The following is an 18,326-nucleotide window of genomic DNA, read 5'->3' on the forward strand; positions in this document are numbered from 1 at the left end:
CAACACCGAGAACTGGAATCCTGATGCAAACTTCTGTCTTTTCCCTTGCCGTCCTGCTTGCCGGGGCCATCCCTTTCTCCGCGTACGCCGCGGACGAATCCAGCTACACGATGGCGGACTACGCCAGCGTTGCCAAGATCGACGCGCACCTGCACCTGCATAATGCGGCGCCGGCGTTCATGGAAGCGGCCCGGCGCCAGAACTTCAAGATCCTGTCGATCAACGTCGACTACCCCGATTTCCCGCCGCTCGATGACCAGCAGCGCGTCGCCATCGCACTGAAAAAACAATTCCCGCAGGACGTAGCATGGGCAGCGAGCTTCTCCGTCGACGGCTCTGCCCAACCCGCCTGGCTCGCGGCCACGCGCCACCGCATCGCCGCATCGATGCAGGCCGGCGCCGTGGGCGTGAAGGTCTGGAAGAACATCGGCATGAGCCTGCGCGGCGCCGATCAACAGCTGGTGATGATCGACGATGCGCGTTTCGCGCCGCTGTTCGACGACCTGGCCCGCCAGGGCATCCCGCTGCTGGGCCACCAGGGCGAGCCGCACAACTGCTGGCTGCCGTTAAAACGCATGACCGTCAACAACGACCGCACCTACTTCAAGAACCACCCGCAATACCATATGTACCTGCACCCCGAGATGCCAAGCTGGGAAGCGCAGATGGCCGCGCGCGACCGCATGGTGGCGGCGCACCCGACACTGCATTTCGTCGGCGTGCACCTCGCGTCGCTGGAGCGCAATGTGGACGAACTGGCGGCGTTCCTCGACCGGTTCCCGAACGCCGTCGTGGACGCGTCGGCGCGCATCGGCCAGTTGCAGTACCAGAGCCAGCGCGATCGCGAAAAGGTGCGCAACTTCTTCATCAAGTACCAGGACCGCATCCTTTACGGCAGCGACATGGCGCAAGAGCCTGGCCAGGATGGCGCCGCGCTGGGCCGCGAGGCCGAAGGCGTGTGGCGCATGCACTGGCGTTACTTCAATACGGCAGAGTCGTTCAAGGTCGCCGATCTCGACAAGCCCGTCCAGGGTCTCGCACTGCCACGCGACGTCGTGGACAAAATTTACCGTACGAATGCCGAGCGCGCCTTCCCCGGCGCCTGGAAAGGCCGGCCATGACCGCGCGCCGTGCATTCCTCGGGTGGCTCGGCGCGGCGCCGCTGGCCACGCAGATCCCTCTGGCCCAGGCGGCGCCCGCCTCCGCCTCCGTCACCGGCAAGGGCCACGTGCGCGTGCAGGACGCCGCCGTCTCGCTGCAGTTCGACGAGCAGCTGCGTTGCCGTGTCGTCAGCCTGCTGGGCAAGCAGCCCGTCGCGCTGACGGGTTTTGACACCAGCGAGCACCTGGTCGTCGGCGGCAAGCCGCTCGGCCGCTTCACGCTGCAGAAGGCCGAGCCGGCCCCGGCCACGACGCCGTTTGGGGCCGGGCAGGCGCTGCACCTCGTCGGCCGCTCTGCGGAAGGCATCGAGAAGCACGTCACCGTGACGCTGCTCGACGAGCATCCGGGCGTGGCCTTGCTGGACGTGCGCTACGTGAATAACGGCGCCAGGCCGTTGACGATCGACGCCTGGGTGAATGGCGCGCACCGCCTGGCCGCCGCGCCGCGCCACGCGGGCGGCTACTGGACCTATTCCGGCGCCAGCCACGCCGACCGGCGCGACTGGGTGCAGCCCGTCAAGCGTGGTTTCGAGCAAGGCAACTTTTTGGGCATGAACGCGTCGGACTACGGCGGCGGCACGCCGGTTGCCGATGTCTGGCGCCGCGACGCCGGCCTGGCCGTTGGCCACCTGGCGCTGCAGCCGCTGCTGGTGTCAGTCCCCGTCAAGGCGGTCGGCAATGCGGTCGACATCTCGCTGCGCGGCGATGTCCCGCAGACGCTGGCGCCAGGCGCCACGCTGGCCACGCCCCCCACGTTCATGGCCGTGCACCGTGGCGACTTCTACGTGCCACTGGACCGCTACCGCCGCCTGATGGCCGCGCAGGGCCTCGCCGCCCCCGAGCCGCCGCAAAGCGCCTACGATGCGCAGTGGTGCGCGTGGGGCTACGAACGCGATTTTTCGCTCGACTATGTGCGCGCCACGCTGCCGAAGGTGCAGGAACTGGGCTTCAAGTGGGCCGTGCTCGACGACGGCTGGCAGGTCAAGACCGGCGACTGGACACCTGACCTTGCCAAGTTCCCGCGCGGCGGCGAGGACATGAAGGCGCTGGTGGCCGACATCCACGCACGCGGCATGAAGGCGCGGCTCTGGATCGCGCCGCTTGCCGTGGCCCCCGGCAGCGACGAGCTGCACGAGCATACCGACCTGCTGCTGCTCGACGAGACCGGCGCGGCCCAGGACGTGACCTGGTGGAACTGCTTCTACCTGTGCCCCGCCTACGAAAAGACGCAGACGCGCCTGGCCGCGACGCTGCGCATGATCATTGCGGACTGGGGCTTCGACGGCCTCAAGGTCGATGGCCAGCACCTCAACGGTGTGGCGCCGTGCTTCAACCCCAAGCATCAGCACAAGCGCCCCGAGGAATCGGTCGAGGCGGTCGCGGACTTCTACAAGGTCATGCACGACGTGGTGCATGCGGCCAATCCGGAAGCGGTACTCGAGGTCTGCCCGTGCGGGACCAGCTACGCGTTCCACAACATGCCGTACATGGACCAGGCGCCATCGTCCGACCCGCTGTCGAGCTGGCAGGTGCGCCACAAGGGCAAGACGCTCAAGGCGCTGATGGGCCCGTGGTCCGCCTACGCGGGCGACCACGTGGAACTGAGCACGGGCGGACAGGACTTCGCTTCCAGTGTCGGGATCGGCGCGGTCGTTGCCACCAAGTTCACGTGGCCGGTGGACCCGAAACCCAAGGACTCGTTCCTGCTGACACCCGAGCGCGAGGCGCACTGGCGACAGTGGGTGAACCTCTACAACAAGGGGCGCCTGGCCGAAGGCCGTTACCGGGGCGAGCTGTACGACCTGGGGTTCGACAAGCCGGAAACCCACGTCGTGGAGCAGGCCGGCGCGTTGCACTACGCGTTCTACGCCGATCGCTGGGATGGCGTCGTCGCCTTGCGTGGCCTTGGCCCGGGCACCTGGACGGTGCGGGACTCGCTCAGCGGCAGCGTATTGGGCAAGGTGACGGCCGACAAGCCAACGCTGCCCGTGCGCTTCACGCACAGCCTGCTGATCGAAGCACGGCCCGACCTTCCCGACCAGCTGCCCGTTGCGTTTGCCAGCAACGTCAAGGCCGTGGGCGCGGACGGCTTCCCCCACGCATCGCAATGGGCCGATGCACCCACGACGTTCTTCCGCCACGACTGGCAAGGCAAGCCGCTTTCCGGCCCCCAATCGACTCGTGTCCAGCTATTGCAGGGCGCGGGCCACCTGTACCTGCGCTTCATCTGCAAGTACGAGACGCTCACCACCTTCGACCAGGCCGGCCCGGCGAGCGCCATCTGGCCGCTGTGGGAGCGCGACGTCGTCGAAGTGTTCCTGCAGGCGCCCGAGCGCGCCGGACTGAAAAGCTATCGCGAGGTGCAGGTCGCGCCCAACGGACTACTGCAGGAAATCGCGATCGAGGTGTCGGGCAAGCGGCGTGTCGACGGCGGCAGCCGTGCCAGGGCGCACGTCGATACGGGCAACAAGGTCTGGACAGCCGAGCTGGCCATACCGCTGCAGGGTGGAGACGGCTGGCGCCTGAACCTGTTTCGCATCGAAGGCCCTGAAGCTGCCGGTGACAACCGCGTGCATTCGGCGTGGAGTCCGACCCGCACCACGGCGCCCGACTTCCACGTGCCAGGCGCGTTCGGCCGGCTGCTGATCGACGCATGATGCTGCAGCGCCTGCGTCCTTTGGTGCTACTGGTCATATTGTCGGCGCACGCCCACGCCGGGCAGTCGACCGACCGTCCATCAGGCAGCCTCGTCGAGACAACGTTCCAGGCGTCGGCCGACGAGATCGCCAACCCCGAGCGCGGCATGTATGTCTGGGCGGCCGACAACCTGGCGGCGTGGACGCCGGCGCAAGCCGATGCGCAGTTTGCGGCCGGCTACCGGATCGTCTACGCGCCGGTGCGGCTGGACGCGCATGCCGGCCACGCACTGCCCGCGACGCTGCTGCGTGAATTGACCGAAGGTTTTGCGGTCGCACGCCGCGCGGGCCTGAAAGTCATCCCGCGTTTCATGTACAACTTCCCGGCAGGCGAAACGGCTTACCGGGCGGCGCAGGATGCACCGCTCGAACGCGTGCTGGAACATATCGGGCAGCTCAAGCCGGTCCTGGCGGCCAATGCGGATGTCATCGCGTATCTGCAGGCTGGCTTTGTCGGGGCCTGGGGCGAATGGCATACCTCGTCACACGACCTGACCCTGCCGGCGCGGCGCATGCAGATCCGCGACGCGCTGCTGGCCGCCCTGCCGCCCGACCGCTTCCTGCAAGTGCGCTATCCGCCTTACTTGATGGCGTGGGCGCCGCAGGCGCCGCGCTGGCGCGACGGTTCGGCCGCGGCACGCATCGGCGTGCACAACGACTGCTTCCTGGCCTCGAACACGGATGTCGGTACCTACAGTGAGAATGCGGCGATCCGGCAGCGCGAGCGCGCCTACGTGGCGGCGCTGTCGATTACCGCGCCATTCGGCGCCGAGACCTGCAACCCTGCCGATGCAATCAACCCGACGCCACGCACGAGCTGCGAGGACATCCTGCGCGAAGGGCGGCGCTTCGGTCTGACGTACCTGAACGACAGCTATTACCGCGACCTGTTTCACCAGCGCTGGCAGGCGCAGGGTTGCATGGCGCAGGTCAAGCGCAGCATGGGCTACCGGTTCGAGTTGTCGACGTTGCGGCACAGCTCGCAGATCGTGGCTGGCCAGTCGGGCGAGCTAACGCTGGCCATGCGCAACAGCGGCTGGGCGCGGGCCTTCAACCCACGTAGTGTGCAGATGCTGATCCGGCACCGCGCCACTGGCCGGGTCGTGCGGCTGGCCCTGGCGTCGATCGACCCGCGCGCCTGGTTGCCAGGACAGACCAGCACCGCAACCGCACGGATTGCGATCCCGGTCGGTACGCCCACCGGCAACTACGACATGCTGCTGGCCTTGCCGGATGGCGCAGCGTCCCTGGCCGGCGATGTGCGCTACAGCGTGCGGCCTGCCAATGCCGATGATGCCGCAAAAGCGCAGGGATGGGATGCATCGCTGGGCGCGTTTCGTACCGGGACGAGGCTGAACATTCTCTGACGTGCTGCCACGCTATTGGCGCGTGGCCGGCCTAATCGGCAATCAGCAGCTCGATGCCGGCCTCGCGCAGGCCATCCCGGTATTGCGGGCTGATGTCGCCGTCGGTGATGACGGTGTGAACACGATCGAGCTGCACGATACGGTGCAGGCTGATGAAGCCGAACTTCGAGGAATCGGCGAGCACGATGACTTTTCGAGCGCGCTCGACCATCTTGTGGTTCAGGCTTGCTTCCGCCTCGTGGTGGGTCGTCACGCCGAACTGCAGGTCGAGGCCATCGACGCCCAGGAACAGCTTGTCGAAACTGTAGGCCTGCAGGCAGGCTTCGGCCTGCAGGCCCTGGATCGACAGCGCCTGCTTGCGCAGCAGGCCGCCAGTCAGGATCAGGTCGACGCCCGCGGCGTTGACCAGCTCCCAGGCGATATTCAGGCCATTGGTCAGCACCGTCACGTTCTGCACGTCGCGCAGGTGGCGTGCCAGCGACAGCGTTGTGGTGCCCGAATCGATGATGATGTTCTCGCCCGGCTTGACCAGGCGCGCAGCCAGCGCGCCGATGCGCTCTTTCTGCTCGTGATTCAGTGCGTCTTTCTGCGACACCGTGTGTTCGGTCGGCGGCATGCGTGCCAGCGTGGCGCCGCCGTGGCTGCGGATGGCCAGGCCCTGCGCCTCGAGCGCGCTCAGATCGCTGCGGATCGTGACCGCCGACACGTTGAGTTGCTTGACGAGTTCGCTGACCTGGACCGAGGCTTGTTCGGTAAGAGCTTTAAGAATGGTGTCGCGGCGCTGACCGGTTTGACCCATGATTGGATACGCAGATTTAATAAAAAAACAGCTTACCAGATTGGCGCACCGCCGGCACGCCATCTGCTTGACGGCGCATCATTGCGTGCCTGCCAGGCGGTCGAGCGCTGCCGGGTTCAGCGGTATGCCCACCTGGTGCGCCGCATACACGGCGGCGCCGAGCACGGGCGGCAGGCGCGGCGCCATCAAGCGGTAGGCGCCAGCGCTGCTGGCCGCGAGCACGCGCGCAAACGGCGCGCGCAGCGGGCCTTCCACACCGAAGAGGCCGCCCGAATACGAGACCGTGACCTCGGTGCCGGGATCGACCCCGAGCTGGCCCCGCACCGCGTCGACCAGTGCGGCCACCTCCAGCGCAGCCGACTCGATGATCGCTGCTGCCTGCGCATCGCCCAGCGCCGCCGCTTCGGAGACGAGACGCGACAGCGCGGCCACCTTGCTGCGCTCTCCTTTGAGCTCACCATAGACGACCTGGCACAGGTCGAGGTCATCCTGCAGCGCCAGGCGGGTGCGCAGCAACCCATGCAGCGGCCCGCGCTGCGCGCGGCCGTCGCTCATGCGCGAGAACAGCGCGAGTCCGGCCCGAGCGATCCAGTAGGCCGAGCCTTCGTCACTGAACAACTCGCCCCACCCGCCGGCACGCGCACCCTGCCCGCCGATGCGACCATAGGCCATCGAGCCGGTGCCGGCGATGACGCTGATGCCGTCGGCGCAGGCCAGCGAGCCGGCCCAGCTGCACACCATGTCGTTGTCGCACAGGTAGCGCCCATGGCCCAGCACGGCGCGCGGCAGCGCATCCAGTTGCGGTTGCACGACGCGGTCTTCGCCGTACGCGGGCAAGCCGAAGAACGCGAATGCGACGTCGCTCGCGGTCACGCCGGCGGTCGCGAACAACCCGGCGCAACCGCGCGCCAGCACGTCAGCCGCACCCTCCATGCCGACTTCGAGGTAGTACGCGCTGCTCTGCTCATTGCGCGCCAGGACCTGGCCCTGCCGGTCGATCAGCGCGAACGCCGTCTTGGTGCCGCCGCCGTCAACCCCGAGAAACATCGCTGTCCTCCGCCAGTGGATAGATGGTGACGCCCTGCACCACGCGATTGACGGTGCCCGACACGCTCGGCGTATCCGGACGCAAGCCCAGCGCCAGCGACTGCAGCAGCGCGAAGGCCTGGCAGAACACGATGTACGGCAGTGCCAGCGCCAGGTCCGGGGCTTGCCCGACCCCGTCCAGCGTGATGCAGGCGTCACCCAGTGCCGGTTCGTCGCGGCCGCTCAGCGCGAGCACGCGGCCGGCCCGGCCATCACTCCGCAGCTCGCGCAGCAGGTCGAGGTCATAGCGGCGGGCACGGGGATCATTCGACAACAGCACGACGACCAGCGTGTCGGCATTGACGACCGTCTTCGGTCCATGGCGAAAACCCAGCGGCGAGTCGAACAGCGCGACGACCTGGCCGTCGGTCAGTTCGAGCAGCTTGAGCGACGCTTCACGGGCCAGCCCGCGCAGCGCATTGCTGCCGAGGTAGACCACGCGGCTAAAATTCTGGGCTACCAACCCGTCCAGCAGCGGCAGCATCGACGCCAGGACCTGCGCAGCAGCAGACGACGGGCCGGCGGTGGCGCCCGGCACCAGCACGCCGAACGCGCCCGCCGCAGCCAGCAGCATCGAGGTGAAACTGGTGGTCATGGCGAAACCACGATCGTGCGTGGCGTCCGGCAACAGGACTGCATACGCATTGTTGCGGCCCTGCGCCATCCGGCACAAGGCACCATCGGCATTGCAGGTGATGACCAGGTGGTAGATCTCGTCCACCACCCCGTCGGCCAGATCGACGGCAGCCACGCTTTCGGGACTGTTGCCCGAGCGACCGAACGACACCAGCAGCGTCGGCACCTTCGGCTGCAGGAACTGGCGCGGGCCCGAGACCAGGTCGGTGGTGGGCACGGCGTCTGCGCGCCAGCCGCCACCCAGCAACGCCGGCGCCAGGCATTCGCCGATGAAGGCCGAGGTGCCGGCGCCCGTCAGCACGATGCGCAGGTCGGGCCGCGCGAGCAAGGGCCCGAGAAATGCGTCGAGCGCGCTGCGCTGATCGGTGACCAGTGCCTCGATCTCGGGCCAGATGGCCGGTTGCTGCGCGATTTCTCGCGCGGTCGAGCCGGCGCCGGCGGCATCGAGCCGCTCCGTACCAATGCCCAGAATATTCCTGTCAGCGACTAACATGCTTCCAACTCCTTCGTTGCGGCGCCTGCCATGCAGGCCGCCATGTATTGGCGCAGCACTCTGGCCACGCCCTCTTTGAGCAGATCGACCGGCTGGTTGTTCAACCGCCCTTCACGCACGGCGTCATACTGGAACGGCAGGTACTGGCTCAGCAGCGTGAGCGGCGGCGGCGTGCGCTCCAGGCTGGCCAGCAGGCGCGCCTGCGCGGCCTGGATGGCCGGATGCGGCCAGTAGTAGCGAATCCTGTCACTCAGGCTGTATTGCTGGTCGAAGCGGGCGCGGCGCGGCTCGTTGTCGTAGTACTTTTGCCACTGCGCCGGCTCGGCACGCATCACCTCCAGCACCGTGTCCTTGAACCCGGAGCCCTTGCCATCGCCCGCCATCGCGGCCTCGATATCGGCCAGCGCCCACAGCGTTTCACGCAGCGCGAACGTCGCGCCAGGGCCCACCTTGAGAATGGCAAAATGGCCGGCAACGAGCGCCGCCAGGTTGGCCGCCGTCTGGTAGTCGGTCGAATGGGCCTCGTAGACCAGCGTGGGCACGTCTTCGATCATCCGGCCTAGATCCATGGCGCGCTCGGGCCGGAAGTCGATCACCTTGTGGTGGTCGAATTCGACACCCGGCTGCACCACCAGGCCGACCACGCGTGGCCACGCCGCATCCAGTCCGACAGCAGCGAACGCAGCGCGGTGCGCCGCGATCGTCTGCGTCGCCGCAGCGGGCGTCGTGACGCTCAGTTCGGCCAGGTCTTCGTGCGCACCGCCGGGCACCGGCACTTCGGTGCCCACCACATACACGGGCGCTTCGCCGCCAGCGGCCTGCCAGGCCCGCTCGGCCACGGCGCACAGCCGCGCAGCCCGCGCGGCCACCACGTCATCCTGCAGCGGCACCGGGTCGCCAACGCACGACATCGAGCAATCCAGGTGGATCTTGCGAAAGCCCGCCGTCACATACTGTTCGATCAGCACCTCGGCCTTTGCCATGGCCGCATCCGCGTGTTCGCCTTGCCAGGCATTGGGACCCAGGTGGTCGCCACCCAGCAGCACCCGTTCGCGCGCCAGGCCGACGCGGTCGGCGATGGCGTAGACGAAATCACGGAACACGCTCGGGGTCATGCCGGTGTAGCCGCCATCCTGGTTCACCTGATTCGACGTGGCTTCGATCAGCACCGGCTGCGCCGGTCCCGCCGCCAGCGTCACTTCCATCGCCGCCTCGAGCACGATCGGATGCGCCGAGCACACCGCGTGGATCCCAACGGCTTCGCCGGCCTTGTGCCGGCGCACCAGATTCAACATGTAGTCCATTTGTCAGGCTCCTTCGGTTAATTCGGCAGGCGCGACGTCGTCCGCCTGCAGCGCGAGAAACAGCGCGGCCGCCAGCGCCAGGCCGATGCCGGCCAGCCGGTAGCCGCCCGGCACCGCGCCGGCCAGCGCCATCGCGATCACGGTGGTCAACAGCGGCGCGCCGGCATTGACCAGCGGCGACACTGTCAGCGCCTTGCCGTGCCTGAACGCGTACACCAGCGTCAGTGCGCCGATGGCATTGAGCAACTGGGTGGCAGCGGCCAGCAGCGGCCCGGATGGCCCGTAATTGATCGGTTGCGAGAAATCGGTCATCGCCAGCGCGACCGGAATGCACAGCAATGCGCTCGCGGTCATATAGAAGAAGATGCTTTCGGCATCCATGCGCGTATTGGCCAGCTTGATGAAGTACGCCTGCAGGCCCCATGCGACCAGCACGCCGATCGCCAGCACGAACCACAGCCCGTACTGCTGCGGCGCGCCACCCGGGTTGAAGTCGAACAGCGGCAGTGCGCACACGGCCAGCACGATGCCGACGACGCCCATGCGGCCCGTTCGCTCATGCAGGAACAGCAGCGAGAGCACGATCGTGATGACGGGCGAGAGCGAAATCAGCGGGAAAATCAGGTAAGCCGGGCCTGCCTTGACTGCATAGAACAGCACCATCTGGCCACCCGCGCCCAACAGGCCAATGGCCAGCCCGTAGCCCACGGCAGTGCGGTCGCGGCGCACGCGCCAGCCGGAGCGCGCCAGCACGAACAGCGCCGGCGGCACCATCGTCAGCGCCCACACCACATACACCAGCGTTTCAGGGAAGCCATTCTGGGTGGGCAGGCCGGCGAAAGCGCCCCACACGCCCCACAGCAGCGCCGTTGCCAGCGCGTAGCCGAGCCAGCGCGGCCTGCCAGCACCAGCGGTGCCCTGTGCAGACAGCGTCCTCTTTTCCAGGGTGTCTGCCGAATTCACAGTACCACCCATGCTGCCAGCCCGGCCATGCCGTACTCAACGCCATCGCTCGATGTGCTTTTCATCCGAATCCTCTTCGCCAGGTGCGTTAGTTTCAAACGTTTTCGTTGCCACCCATGCGATAGTAAAGAAGTGCCAAACGAAAAGCAAAGTCTTTCCAAATATTTTCGCTTTCGCGTGTTTTGATGTGCAAAATCGCGCCTTTTATTTTCGAATACTTTCGATTACCATCAGGACAACGGATGCATGTGCCGCCCGACCTTTTTCCGCCCGCAGACAAATTCATCGTCAGGAGATTTGCATGAACCATCGCTGGACTGAACCACGTGAACCCAAACCCTGGACCGTTGTGTGCGGCAGCCTGGCTGCTGCCCTGGCCTTGTCGGTGACGCAGGTTCATGCAAAGTCTTTGGACGATCCCCTGGCCCCGGCAGGCCGCTGGGAAGGCAATACGAGTGGCAGCGCCAGCACGCCGCCGATGGGCTGGAACAGCTGGAATGCGTTTCGCACGGAAGTCGACGAAGGCAAGGTGATGGGCGCGGCGCAGGTGCTTGCCGACAGCGGTCTTGCAAAGCTCGGGTACAACCATGTCATTCTCGACGATGGCTGGTGGATGAAACGCCGCACCAGCGATGGCCGCCTGCAGATCCGCACCGGCATCTTTCCTTCTGCCGCTACCGGTGGGCCGGACGGCACCAGCTTCAAGCCGTTTACCGACAAGTTGCACGCAATGGGCTTCAAGGCGGGCATCTACACCGATGTCGGGCGCAATGCCTGCTCACAGGCCTACGACCTGCATTCGCCCAATCTGCCCCAGGGCACGACGGCCGAACGCGAAGTGGGCCTGGACGGCCACGTCACGCAGGACATCAACCTGTACTTCAAGGAGTGGGGCTTCGACTACCTGAAGATCGACGCCTGTGGACTGGCCGACTTCATACCGGGCTCGGACCTGGTCAAGAAGCAGAGCTATCGCGGCATGGCCCCGCTGATCGAACGCGGGTCGATCAACCGCACGGATATCGGCGCCGTGCGTGCCCGCTACGAAACCGTTGCTGCGGCAATCAAGGCGGCGCGCCCGCTAGGTGATTACGTGATGTCGATCTGCGCCTGGGGCATGGCGAACGTGCGCAGCTGGGGCAAGGATGTCGGCAACCTGTGGCGCACCAGCGCCGACATCACGCCGAGCTGGACCAGCATGCTGCACAACTTCGACAGCGCGGCCAAACGTGCGCTGTACGCAGGCCCCGGCCACTGGAACGATCCAGATATTCTGCACATCGGCCATGGCGAATTCGATGCCAGCAACCCGGTCGAAGTGCGCTCGCATTTTTCGCTGTGGGCGATGATCAATGCGCCCTTGCTGATCAGCTATGACTTGCAGCATGGTCCGGCGTCGCTACTCGCCGTGCTTGGCAATGCGGACGTGATTCGTCTGAACCAGGACAAGGCCGGCCACCAGGGCATCGTCGCCTACGATTCGGACGATGCGCAGATCATCGTCAAGACGCTGGGTGACGGGCAGCGCAAGGCAGTGGCACTATTCAACCGCGGCGCGGCGCCCGCACCGGTGACGCTGCTGGCGATGCACTTGAAACTGGCGGATGGCGCCCCGGTCACGCTGCGCAATCTGTGGACGAAGGAAACCTTGACCTTCACCGGCGAGAAGGCCTTCACGCTCGCGCCGCACGAGACGCTCGTGTTCGAAGCACACGGCAAGCGCCAGCTGGAACACGGTGTGTATCTGTCGGAGATCCCCGGGTCGATCAATGTCGCCGTCGACGGGACGCGCCAGCCGCAACTCGATCCGACCGTCCATCGCATGATCGACCCGTGGTCGAGTACCCGCTCCGGTGGCTCGCGGCCCCAGTATGCGGGCTGGGGCGGCGCGCAGCCGGATGCAACGCCGTTTGGGCAGAGCCTGCAGGTGGCCGGACAAGTGTTTACGTCTGGGCTTGGCGTGCTGTCCAATTCGCGCCTTCAAGTGAAGAACGATGCCGGCTACGCGCGCTTGACTGCATCGGTTGGCGTGGATGATTCGACTGAAAACACCAAGGAGCTGGTGCGCTTTTACGTGTATGGCGATGGAAAACTGCTGGCGGAAAGTGCGCCGGCACGGTTCGGATCGAAAGTCCAGGCACTGACCGCCGATGTGCGCGGCGTGAAAGTCATTGAACTGGTGGTGCGGGACGCCAGGACCGGCAACGCGGTGCCTGTCGTGGCGACCTGGGGGGATGTGCAGCTGACGCAGGCTGGTGCCGCTGTGCCGGGCTCGCGAACGTCGGGCAGCGACCGCATCTGAGTGCCGGGACACGACACCATCATGACCTCATTCACCAGCCTCGATACCCTCGTCTTCCTCATCTACTTCGTGGTCATTTCCGCCTACGGCATCTGGATCTACTGGAGCAAGAAACGCTCGTCCGGCAAGGCCACCCATGACTTCTTTCTGGCCGAAGGGTCGCTCACGTGGTGGGCCATCGGCGCCTCGCTGATCGCATCGAACATCTCGGCCGAGCAGTTCATCGGCATGAGCGGGGCGGGCTTTCGTATCGGGATGGCGATCGCGGTGTATGAGCTGATGTCCGCAGCAACCCTGGTCATCGTTGCCGTGTTCTTCATGCCGATCTACCTGAAGAACCGCATCTATACGATGCCGCAATTTCTCGAGCAGCGCTACGGCCCGGCGGTGGCGGCAACGATGGCGGTGTTCTGGCTTGGCCTGTATGTGGTGGTCAACCTTACTGCCATCCTGTACCTGGGCGCGCTGGCGATCAGCAGCATCGCCGGGCTGAACGTGCTGGCCTGCATGCTGTTCCTGGCCGTGTTTGCCACCGTGATCACGCTGGGCGGCATGAAAGTGATCGGCTACACCGACGTGATCCAGGTGCTGTGCCTGGTAATCGGCGGGCTCGTTACGACCTGGATTGCACTCGACCTGGTGGCGGCGCTGGCCGGTGGTCAGGGTGCGGTGCGGGGTCTGAGCGAGCTGTACCTGCGCGCCGGCGAGCATTTCAATATGGTGCTCACGCGCGACGATCCCAACTACATGGACCTGCCTGGCATGTCGACCATCATCGGTGGCATGCTGATCGTGAACCTCAACTACTGGGGCTGCAACCAGTACATCGTCCAGCGCGCCCTGGGCGCCAACCTGCACACGGCGCGCAAGGGCCTGCTGTTCGCGGCCTTCCTCAAGCTGCTGATGCCGGTGATCGTGGTCTTGCCCGGCATTGCGGCCTACGCGCTCGACAAGTCCGGCACACTTGGCGACGCGATGCGGCCCGGTGGCGAACTCAATCCGGACCGGGCTTATCCTACCCTGCTGGCCCTGCTGCCGGCCGGGCTCAAGGGCCTGGCGTTCGCTGCCCTCGTTGCGGCGGTCGTCGCGTCGCTGGCCGGCAAGGCCAATAGCGTGGCGACGATCTTCACGCTCGACGTCTACAACAAGCACGTCAACCGCGGGGCCAGCGAGCAGCGCATGGTCTGGATCGGCCGGATCTCGGTGGTGGCGGCAATGGCCATCGCCGTGCTGCTCGCACCCTTGCTGGGGATCGACAAAAAAGGCGGCTTCCAGTACATCCAGGAATACACCGGCTTCGTTTCGCCCGGCATCCTGGCGATGTTTTTGCTGGGCTTTTACTGGCGCAAGACCACCGCTGCGGCGGCCATGTTTGCCACGATTGGCGGTCTGGTGTTTTCAGTGTTTCTCAAGTTCTTGCCGCTATTGATGGATCTGGGATTTCTGGCGCCGATCGGTTTTGCGATCAATAACGGCGCTGGTGTATATGAGATCCCGTTCCTTGACCGGATGCTGATCGTGTTTGTCATGGTGGTCATAGGTATGGTTTTGTTGAGCACGACGGCGCAGCGCGATGGCAGCCACAAGCAGATGGTGATCGACCGGTCGATGTTCCGCGTGGATCGCGGCTTTGCGGTTGGTTCGGTGGTGATTTTTATCGTGCTGGTGGCGATTTACGGGGGCTGGTAGTTTGAAGGGCCGTCGTCGCGCCAGTCCGGGCACGACGGTCCACCAACCCTTGCAACTGGTTTAGCAACCATGTTTTACTGCAAAAAGCAATTGTCCTTTGACATTATTGCTGCTATAATTGCGGCCCTTTTACAACAAAACCTCCGGTAGCACATCTGCTATCGATCGTTTTCCATGCCGTGCATGGGAATCGAACTCTGGGCCATACGCCCACATCAAGCAACGTTCGCCGCATGGCGGTTGAACGACACTCAGCGTCATTAACACGCACACAGCACCCGGCACGCACTGCGCACATCGCAAGCGCCGGCTCGCCTTTGGCATTGTCGCCGCGTCGACAGGCCAGGCACGCGCTGTCTGCATCACGACCATGTCGCGATCTCCGCCGCGGGCCTCGTTGCCTGCGGCGATTCCATTTCATTCGACAGATCGAGGGAGAACCACACCGTGGCAAAACAAATCATCATCGACCAGGTCTTCAAAGTCTTCGGCGACAAGCCAGAAGCTGCCTTGGACCTGGTTCGCCAAGGCGCCAGCAAGCAGGATATCCTGGCCCAGACTGCCTGCACCATCGGCGTGTTCGACGCCAGCTTCACGATCGAAGCCGGCGAAATTTTCGTCATCATGGGCTTGTCCGGGTCGGGCAAATCGACCATGGTGCGGATGCTCAATCGCCTGATCGAGCCAACCGCCGGGCGCATCCTGATCGACGGCAATGACATCAACACCCTGCCCGATGCCCAGTTGCGCGCGCTGCGCCGCAAGGACATCAGCATGGTGTTCCAGTCGTTCGCGCTGCTGCCGCAACTCACCGTGCTCGACAACACGGCGTTCGGCATGGAGCTGGCCGGCACGCCGAAGGCCGAGCGCCATGCGCTGGCCTTGCAGGCGCTGGACCAGGTGGGCCTGGCCGGGTACGGCGCCAGCTATCCGGACGAATTATCGGGCGGCATGCAGCAACGCGTGGGCCTGGCCCGCGCGCTGGCGTGCGATCCCGCCATCCTGCTGATGGACGAGGCGTTTTCGGCGCTCGATCCGATCATGCGCACCGAGATGCAATCGGAGCTGCTGCGACTGCAGCAGATCAAGCGCCGCACCATCGTGTTCATCTCGCACGATCTCGACGAAGCCATGCGCATCGGCGACCGGGTCGCCATCATGAAGGACGGGCATGTCGTGCAAGTGGGCACGCCCGAAGACATCCTGCGCCAGCCTGCCAACGAGTACGTGCGCAACTTCGTGCGCGGCGTCGATGCCGCGGCCGTGTTCAAGGCCGGCGATATCGCCCGTAAAAGCCAGATCGTGGTGTCGGAGTCGCCTGCGCGCGGTTCGCGCGCTGCGCTGTCGATGCTGGAAGAACAGGATCGGGCCTACGCCTACGTGGTCGACCCGCAGCAGAAATTCCTGGGCGTGGTCTCGGCCGACTCGCTGCGCAGCGCGCTCGACGGTCACGTCGGCCCACTGGGCCTGGCGCACGCCTACCTGCCCGATGTCACGACCATCGACGCCGATGAACCAGTCGCCGGCCTGTTCGGCCAGGTCGCGCAGATGCCGTATGGCGTGCCGGTGGTGACGAGCGACGGCAAGTACCGCGGGGCCATCAGCAAGACCACCCTGCTGAAGTTCCTCGACCGCGATACGCCGCCCATCGCCGCACCAGACAACCCGAAAGGACAAGCATGAATCCCGGCACCGCTACCGCGACCCAACCGGTCGCCCCACAAGCTGAGCAGATCAATCCATGGCTGCCGACGCCGCCGCGCGATACCTCCTGGCTCGACGCCGCGCCGGCCGCCTCGCCCGAGCAGGCGAGCGTCGGGCTGTCCGAGCTGCTGAACGGCTCGCTGTCGCTCCAGTCCGGGATCAACGACGCACTGGGCTGGGTGGTCGAACATTTCCGCCCATTCTTCCAGATCGTGCGCGCCCCGATCGACGCCACGCTCGACACTGTCAGCGCGCTGCTGCTGGCTGCGCCAGCGCTCGCGGTGATCGCCGTCGTCGGCGTGCTGGCCTGGCAATTCACCACCCGGACGCTGGCTATCGGCACCGTGGTGGCGCTATTGATCGTGTCAATGCTGGGCATCTGGTCCGACGCCATGATCACGCTGTCGCTGGTGCTGACGTCGCTCGCGTTCTGCATGGTGATCGGCTTGCCGCTGGGGATTTTCCTGGCCAGCAGCGACCGCGCCCAGAACCTCCTGCGGCCACTGCTCGATGCCATGCAGACCACGCCGGCCTTTGTCTATCTGGTGCCGGTGGTGATGCTGTTTGGTATCGGTAACGCGCCGGGCGTGATCGTGACCATCATCTTTGCCCTGCCGCCGCTGGTACGCCTGACCAATCTCGGCATTCGCCAGGTGCGGCCCGACCTGATCGAGGCGGCGCGCGCCTACGGCGCCTCGCCGTGGCAGTTGCTGAGTCGCGTCCAGTTTCCGCTGGCGATGCCGTCGATCATGGCCGGCATCAACCAGTCGCTGATGCTGTCGCTGTCGATGGTCGTGATCGCTTCGATGATTGCCGTCGGCGGCCTGGGCCAGATGGTCCTGCGCGGCATCGGCCGCCTGGACATGGGTCTGGCAACCGTGGGCGGCCTGGGCATCGTGCTGCTGGCAATTACGCTGGACCGCTTGACGCAATCGATGGGACAGCCGCGCCGTGGCGTACGCCACTGGTACCAGACTGGCCCGGCCGGCCTCATCCTGCGCCTGACGCGCGGCAAGCAACCATCATAAAAAGGAACACGAATGCATCGCATGAAAAAATTTACGATCAAACACCAGTCACGACGCATGTTTCGCTGGATCGCCACCATCGCGCTTGGCGCCCTGGCGCTGACTACCCACCTGGCCATGGCGCAAACGCCGGCAGACACCCTTCCCGGCAAGGGGATCAAGGTGCAAGCGCTGCAAAGCCCGGTTGCCGAAGAGACGTTCCAGACCATGCTGGTCGACCGCGCGCTGGCAGCGCTGGGCTACGCACCGCAACCGATCAAGGAAGTGGAATACCCCACCGCCCACATCGCCATTGCCAATGGCGACGCCACGTTCCTGGCGGTGCACTGGGATCCCTTGCACAAGGATTTCTATGACAACGCCGGTGGCGACGCCAAGCTGCTGCGCATGGGCGAGTACGCCGGGCCAGCCGCCCAGGGCTACCTGATCGACAAGGCCACCGCCGACAAATACGGCATCACCAATATCGGCCAACTGCGCGAACCGCGCCTGGCCAAGCTGTTTGACAACGACGGCGATGGCAAGGCGGACATGGCCGGGTGCAATCCGGGCTGGGGCTGCGAAGCGATGATCGAGCAGCATATGGACGGCTTCAAGCTGCGCAGCACCGTCACGCATGTGCAGGGCAATTACTCCGCACTGATCGCCGATACCATCGGCCGCTTCAAGCGCGGCTCGCCGATCCTGTATTACGCCTGGACGCCTTACTGGGTCAACGGCGTCATGATTCCGGGCAAGGATGTCGTGTGGCTGCAGGCGCCGAAGACGGCGTATCCGGGCAAGCCCGATACACGCCTGCCCGATGGCAGCGACTACGGCTTTGCCATCAACACGACGCGCTTTGTCGTGAACCGTGCCTGGGCCGGGAAGAACCCGGCAGCCGTGAAGCTGTTCCAGGTGATGCGCCTGCCGATCGCCGATATCGATGCGCAGAATGCGCGGATGCGTAGCGGTGAGAATTCCCAGGCCGATATTGCGCGCCATGTGTCGGGGTGGATCAAGTTTCATCAGAAGGAATTTGATGGCTGGATTGCGCAGGCGCGGGCGGCAGCGGCGCCGTGACGATTCCGCGGTTACGGCGCAGTTCCGCCAGGACGCG

At 65.4% G+C, this 18,326-nt stretch carries 14 protein-coding genes; 8 read left to right on the forward strand and 6 right to left on the reverse strand.

Annotated features, from left to right (window positions below; genetic code table 11):
- Positions 1-23: 23 nt before the first annotated feature.
- Genes AC56LY_RS09635 through AC56LY_RS09645 form a run of 3 tightly spaced genes read left to right on the forward strand, consistent with a single transcriptional unit; the run spans position 24 to position 5,223 of the window.
- Entirely contained in the window at positions 24-1,121 is a 1,098-nt protein-coding gene (locus AC56LY_RS09635) for an amidohydrolase family protein (RefSeq protein WP_499578707.1), read from the forward strand.
- Positions 1,118-3,817 (forward strand): alpha-galactosidase, encoded by a 2,700-nt coding sequence (locus AC56LY_RS09640; protein ID WP_499578708.1) that lies wholly within the window; start codon positions 1,118-1,120, stop codon positions 3,815-3,817. The genes AC56LY_RS09635 and AC56LY_RS09640 overlap by 4 nt, the downstream gene beginning before the upstream one ends.
- On the forward strand, positions 3,814-5,223 hold the full coding sequence (locus tag AC56LY_RS09645; RefSeq protein ID WP_499578709.1) for a DUF4832 domain-containing protein: 1,410 nt from the start codon (positions 3,814-3,816) through the stop codon (positions 5,221-5,223). Before AC56LY_RS09640 ends, AC56LY_RS09645 begins: the two co-directional genes overlap by 4 nt.
- Before the next feature lie 31 nt (positions 5,224-5,254).
- Here the strand turns inward: AC56LY_RS09645 and agaR are convergent, their stop codons facing one another.
- The 6 genes from agaR to AC56LY_RS09675 form a co-directional block, all read right to left on the reverse strand.
- Positions 5,255-6,022, reverse strand: coding sequence for a transcriptional repressor AgaR (gene agaR / locus AC56LY_RS09650; protein ID WP_499578711.1), 768 nt, complete (start codon positions 6,020-6,022; stop codon positions 5,255-5,257).
- 78 nt (positions 6,023-6,100) lie between these two features.
- The gene (locus AC56LY_RS09655; RefSeq protein ID WP_499578712.1) at positions 6,101-7,069 is read right to left on the reverse strand and encodes an N-acetylglucosamine kinase; all 969 of its coding nucleotides are present in this window, start codon (positions 7,067-7,069) and stop codon (positions 6,101-6,103) included.
- Positions 7,053-8,237: an SIS domain-containing protein gene (locus tag AC56LY_RS09660; protein ID WP_499578715.1), complete on the reverse strand. Its 1,185-nt coding sequence runs from the start codon at positions 8,235-8,237 to the stop codon at positions 7,053-7,055. Before AC56LY_RS09660 ends, AC56LY_RS09655 begins: the two co-directional genes overlap by 17 nt.
- Positions 8,231-9,541, reverse strand: coding sequence for a D-tagatose-bisphosphate aldolase, class II, non-catalytic subunit (locus tag AC56LY_RS09665; RefSeq protein ID WP_499578717.1), 1,311 nt, complete (start codon positions 9,539-9,541; stop codon positions 8,231-8,233). The genes AC56LY_RS09660 and AC56LY_RS09665 overlap by 7 nt, the downstream gene beginning before the upstream one ends.
- A gap of 3 nt (positions 9,542-9,544) precedes the next feature.
- Positions 9,545-10,516, reverse strand: a complete 972-nt coding sequence (locus AC56LY_RS09670; protein ID WP_499578718.1) for an EamA family transporter — start codon at positions 10,514-10,516, stop codon at positions 9,545-9,547.
- Between the two features lie 82 nt (positions 10,517-10,598).
- Positions 10,599-10,904 carry a hypothetical protein gene (locus AC56LY_RS09675; RefSeq protein ID WP_499578720.1) on the reverse strand — a complete coding sequence of 102 codons (306 nt, stop codon included), beginning with the start codon at positions 10,902-10,904 and terminating at the stop codon, positions 10,599-10,601.
- A gap of 9 nt (positions 10,905-10,913) precedes the next feature.
- Here AC56LY_RS09675 and AC56LY_RS09680 point away from each other — a divergent pair, with 9 nt between their 5' ends.
- The 5 genes from AC56LY_RS09680 to proX all read left to right on the forward strand — a co-directional run bounded on the left by AC56LY_RS09680 (position 10,914) and on the right by proX (position 18,289).
- A complete protein-coding gene (locus tag AC56LY_RS09680; protein WP_499578722.1) occupies positions 10,914-12,806 on the forward strand; it encodes an NPCBM/NEW2 domain-containing protein in 1,893 nt (630 codons plus the stop codon).
- Positions 12,807-12,827: 21 nt separating this feature from the next.
- Positions 12,828-14,495, forward strand: coding sequence for a sodium:solute symporter family transporter (locus AC56LY_RS09685; RefSeq protein WP_499578723.1), 1,668 nt, complete (start codon positions 12,828-12,830; stop codon positions 14,493-14,495).
- 447 nt (positions 14,496-14,942) lie between these two features.
- Complete coding sequence (gene proV, locus AC56LY_RS09690) at positions 14,943-16,178, forward strand: glycine betaine/L-proline ABC transporter ATP-binding protein ProV (RefSeq protein WP_499578724.1); 1,236 nt, start codon at positions 14,943-14,945, stop codon at positions 16,176-16,178.
- Entirely contained in the window at positions 16,175-17,227 is a 1,053-nt protein-coding gene (proW, locus tag AC56LY_RS09695) for a glycine betaine/L-proline ABC transporter permease ProW (RefSeq protein WP_499578726.1), read from the forward strand. Before proV ends, proW begins: the two co-directional genes overlap by 4 nt.
- Before the next feature lie 57 nt (positions 17,228-17,284).
- Complete coding sequence (proX, locus tag AC56LY_RS09700; protein WP_499582006.1) at positions 17,285-18,289, forward strand: glycine betaine/L-proline ABC transporter substrate-binding protein ProX; 1,005 nt, start codon at positions 17,285-17,287, stop codon at positions 18,287-18,289.
- Positions 18,290-18,326: the final 37 nt, after the last annotated feature.

It is taken from the genome of Telluria sp. ZT3P25 (assembly GCF_059685895.1).

What these genes read in the sequence shown, in the direction of transcription:
- proW (WP_499578726.1), top strand. Translation starts at nt 16,175, where the DNA reads ATGAATCCCGGCACCGCTACCGCGACCCAACCGGTCGCCCCACAAGCT.
- AC56LY_RS09665 (WP_499578717.1), bottom strand. Translation starts at nt 9,541, where the DNA reads ATGGACTACATGTTGAATCTGGTGCGCCGGCACAAGGCCGGCGAAGCC.
- AC56LY_RS09660 (WP_499578715.1), bottom strand. Translation starts at nt 8,237, where the DNA reads ATGTTAGTCGCTGACAGGAATATTCTGGGCATTGGTACGGAGCGGCTC.
- AC56LY_RS09645 (WP_499578709.1), top strand. Translation starts at nt 3,814, where the DNA reads ATGATGCTGCAGCGCCTGCGTCCTTTGGTGCTACTGGTCATATTGTCG.
- proX (WP_499582006.1), top strand. Translation starts at nt 17,285, where the DNA reads ATGTTTCGCTGGATCGCCACCATCGCGCTTGGCGCCCTGGCGCTGACT.
- AC56LY_RS09640 (WP_499578708.1), top strand. Translation starts at nt 1,118, where the DNA reads ATGACCGCGCGCCGTGCATTCCTCGGGTGGCTCGGCGCGGCGCCGCTG.
- AC56LY_RS09635 (WP_499578707.1), top strand. Translation starts at nt 24, where the DNA reads ATGCAAACTTCTGTCTTTTCCCTTGCCGTCCTGCTTGCCGGGGCCATC.
- agaR (WP_499578711.1), bottom strand. Translation starts at nt 6,022, where the DNA reads ATGGGTCAAACCGGTCAGCGCCGCGACACCATTCTTAAAGCTCTTACC.
- AC56LY_RS09675 (WP_499578720.1), bottom strand. Translation starts at nt 10,904, where the DNA reads ATGAACCTGCGTCACCGACAAGGCCAGGGCAGCAGCCAGGCTGCCGCA.
- AC56LY_RS09685 (WP_499578723.1), top strand. Translation starts at nt 12,828, where the DNA reads ATGACCTCATTCACCAGCCTCGATACCCTCGTCTTCCTCATCTACTTC.
- AC56LY_RS09655 (WP_499578712.1), bottom strand. Translation starts at nt 7,069, where the DNA reads ATGTTTCTCGGGGTTGACGGCGGCGGCACCAAGACGGCGTTCGCGCTG.
- AC56LY_RS09670 (WP_499578718.1), bottom strand. Translation starts at nt 10,516, where the DNA reads ATGGGTGGTACTGTGAATTCGGCAGACACCCTGGAAAAGAGGACGCTG.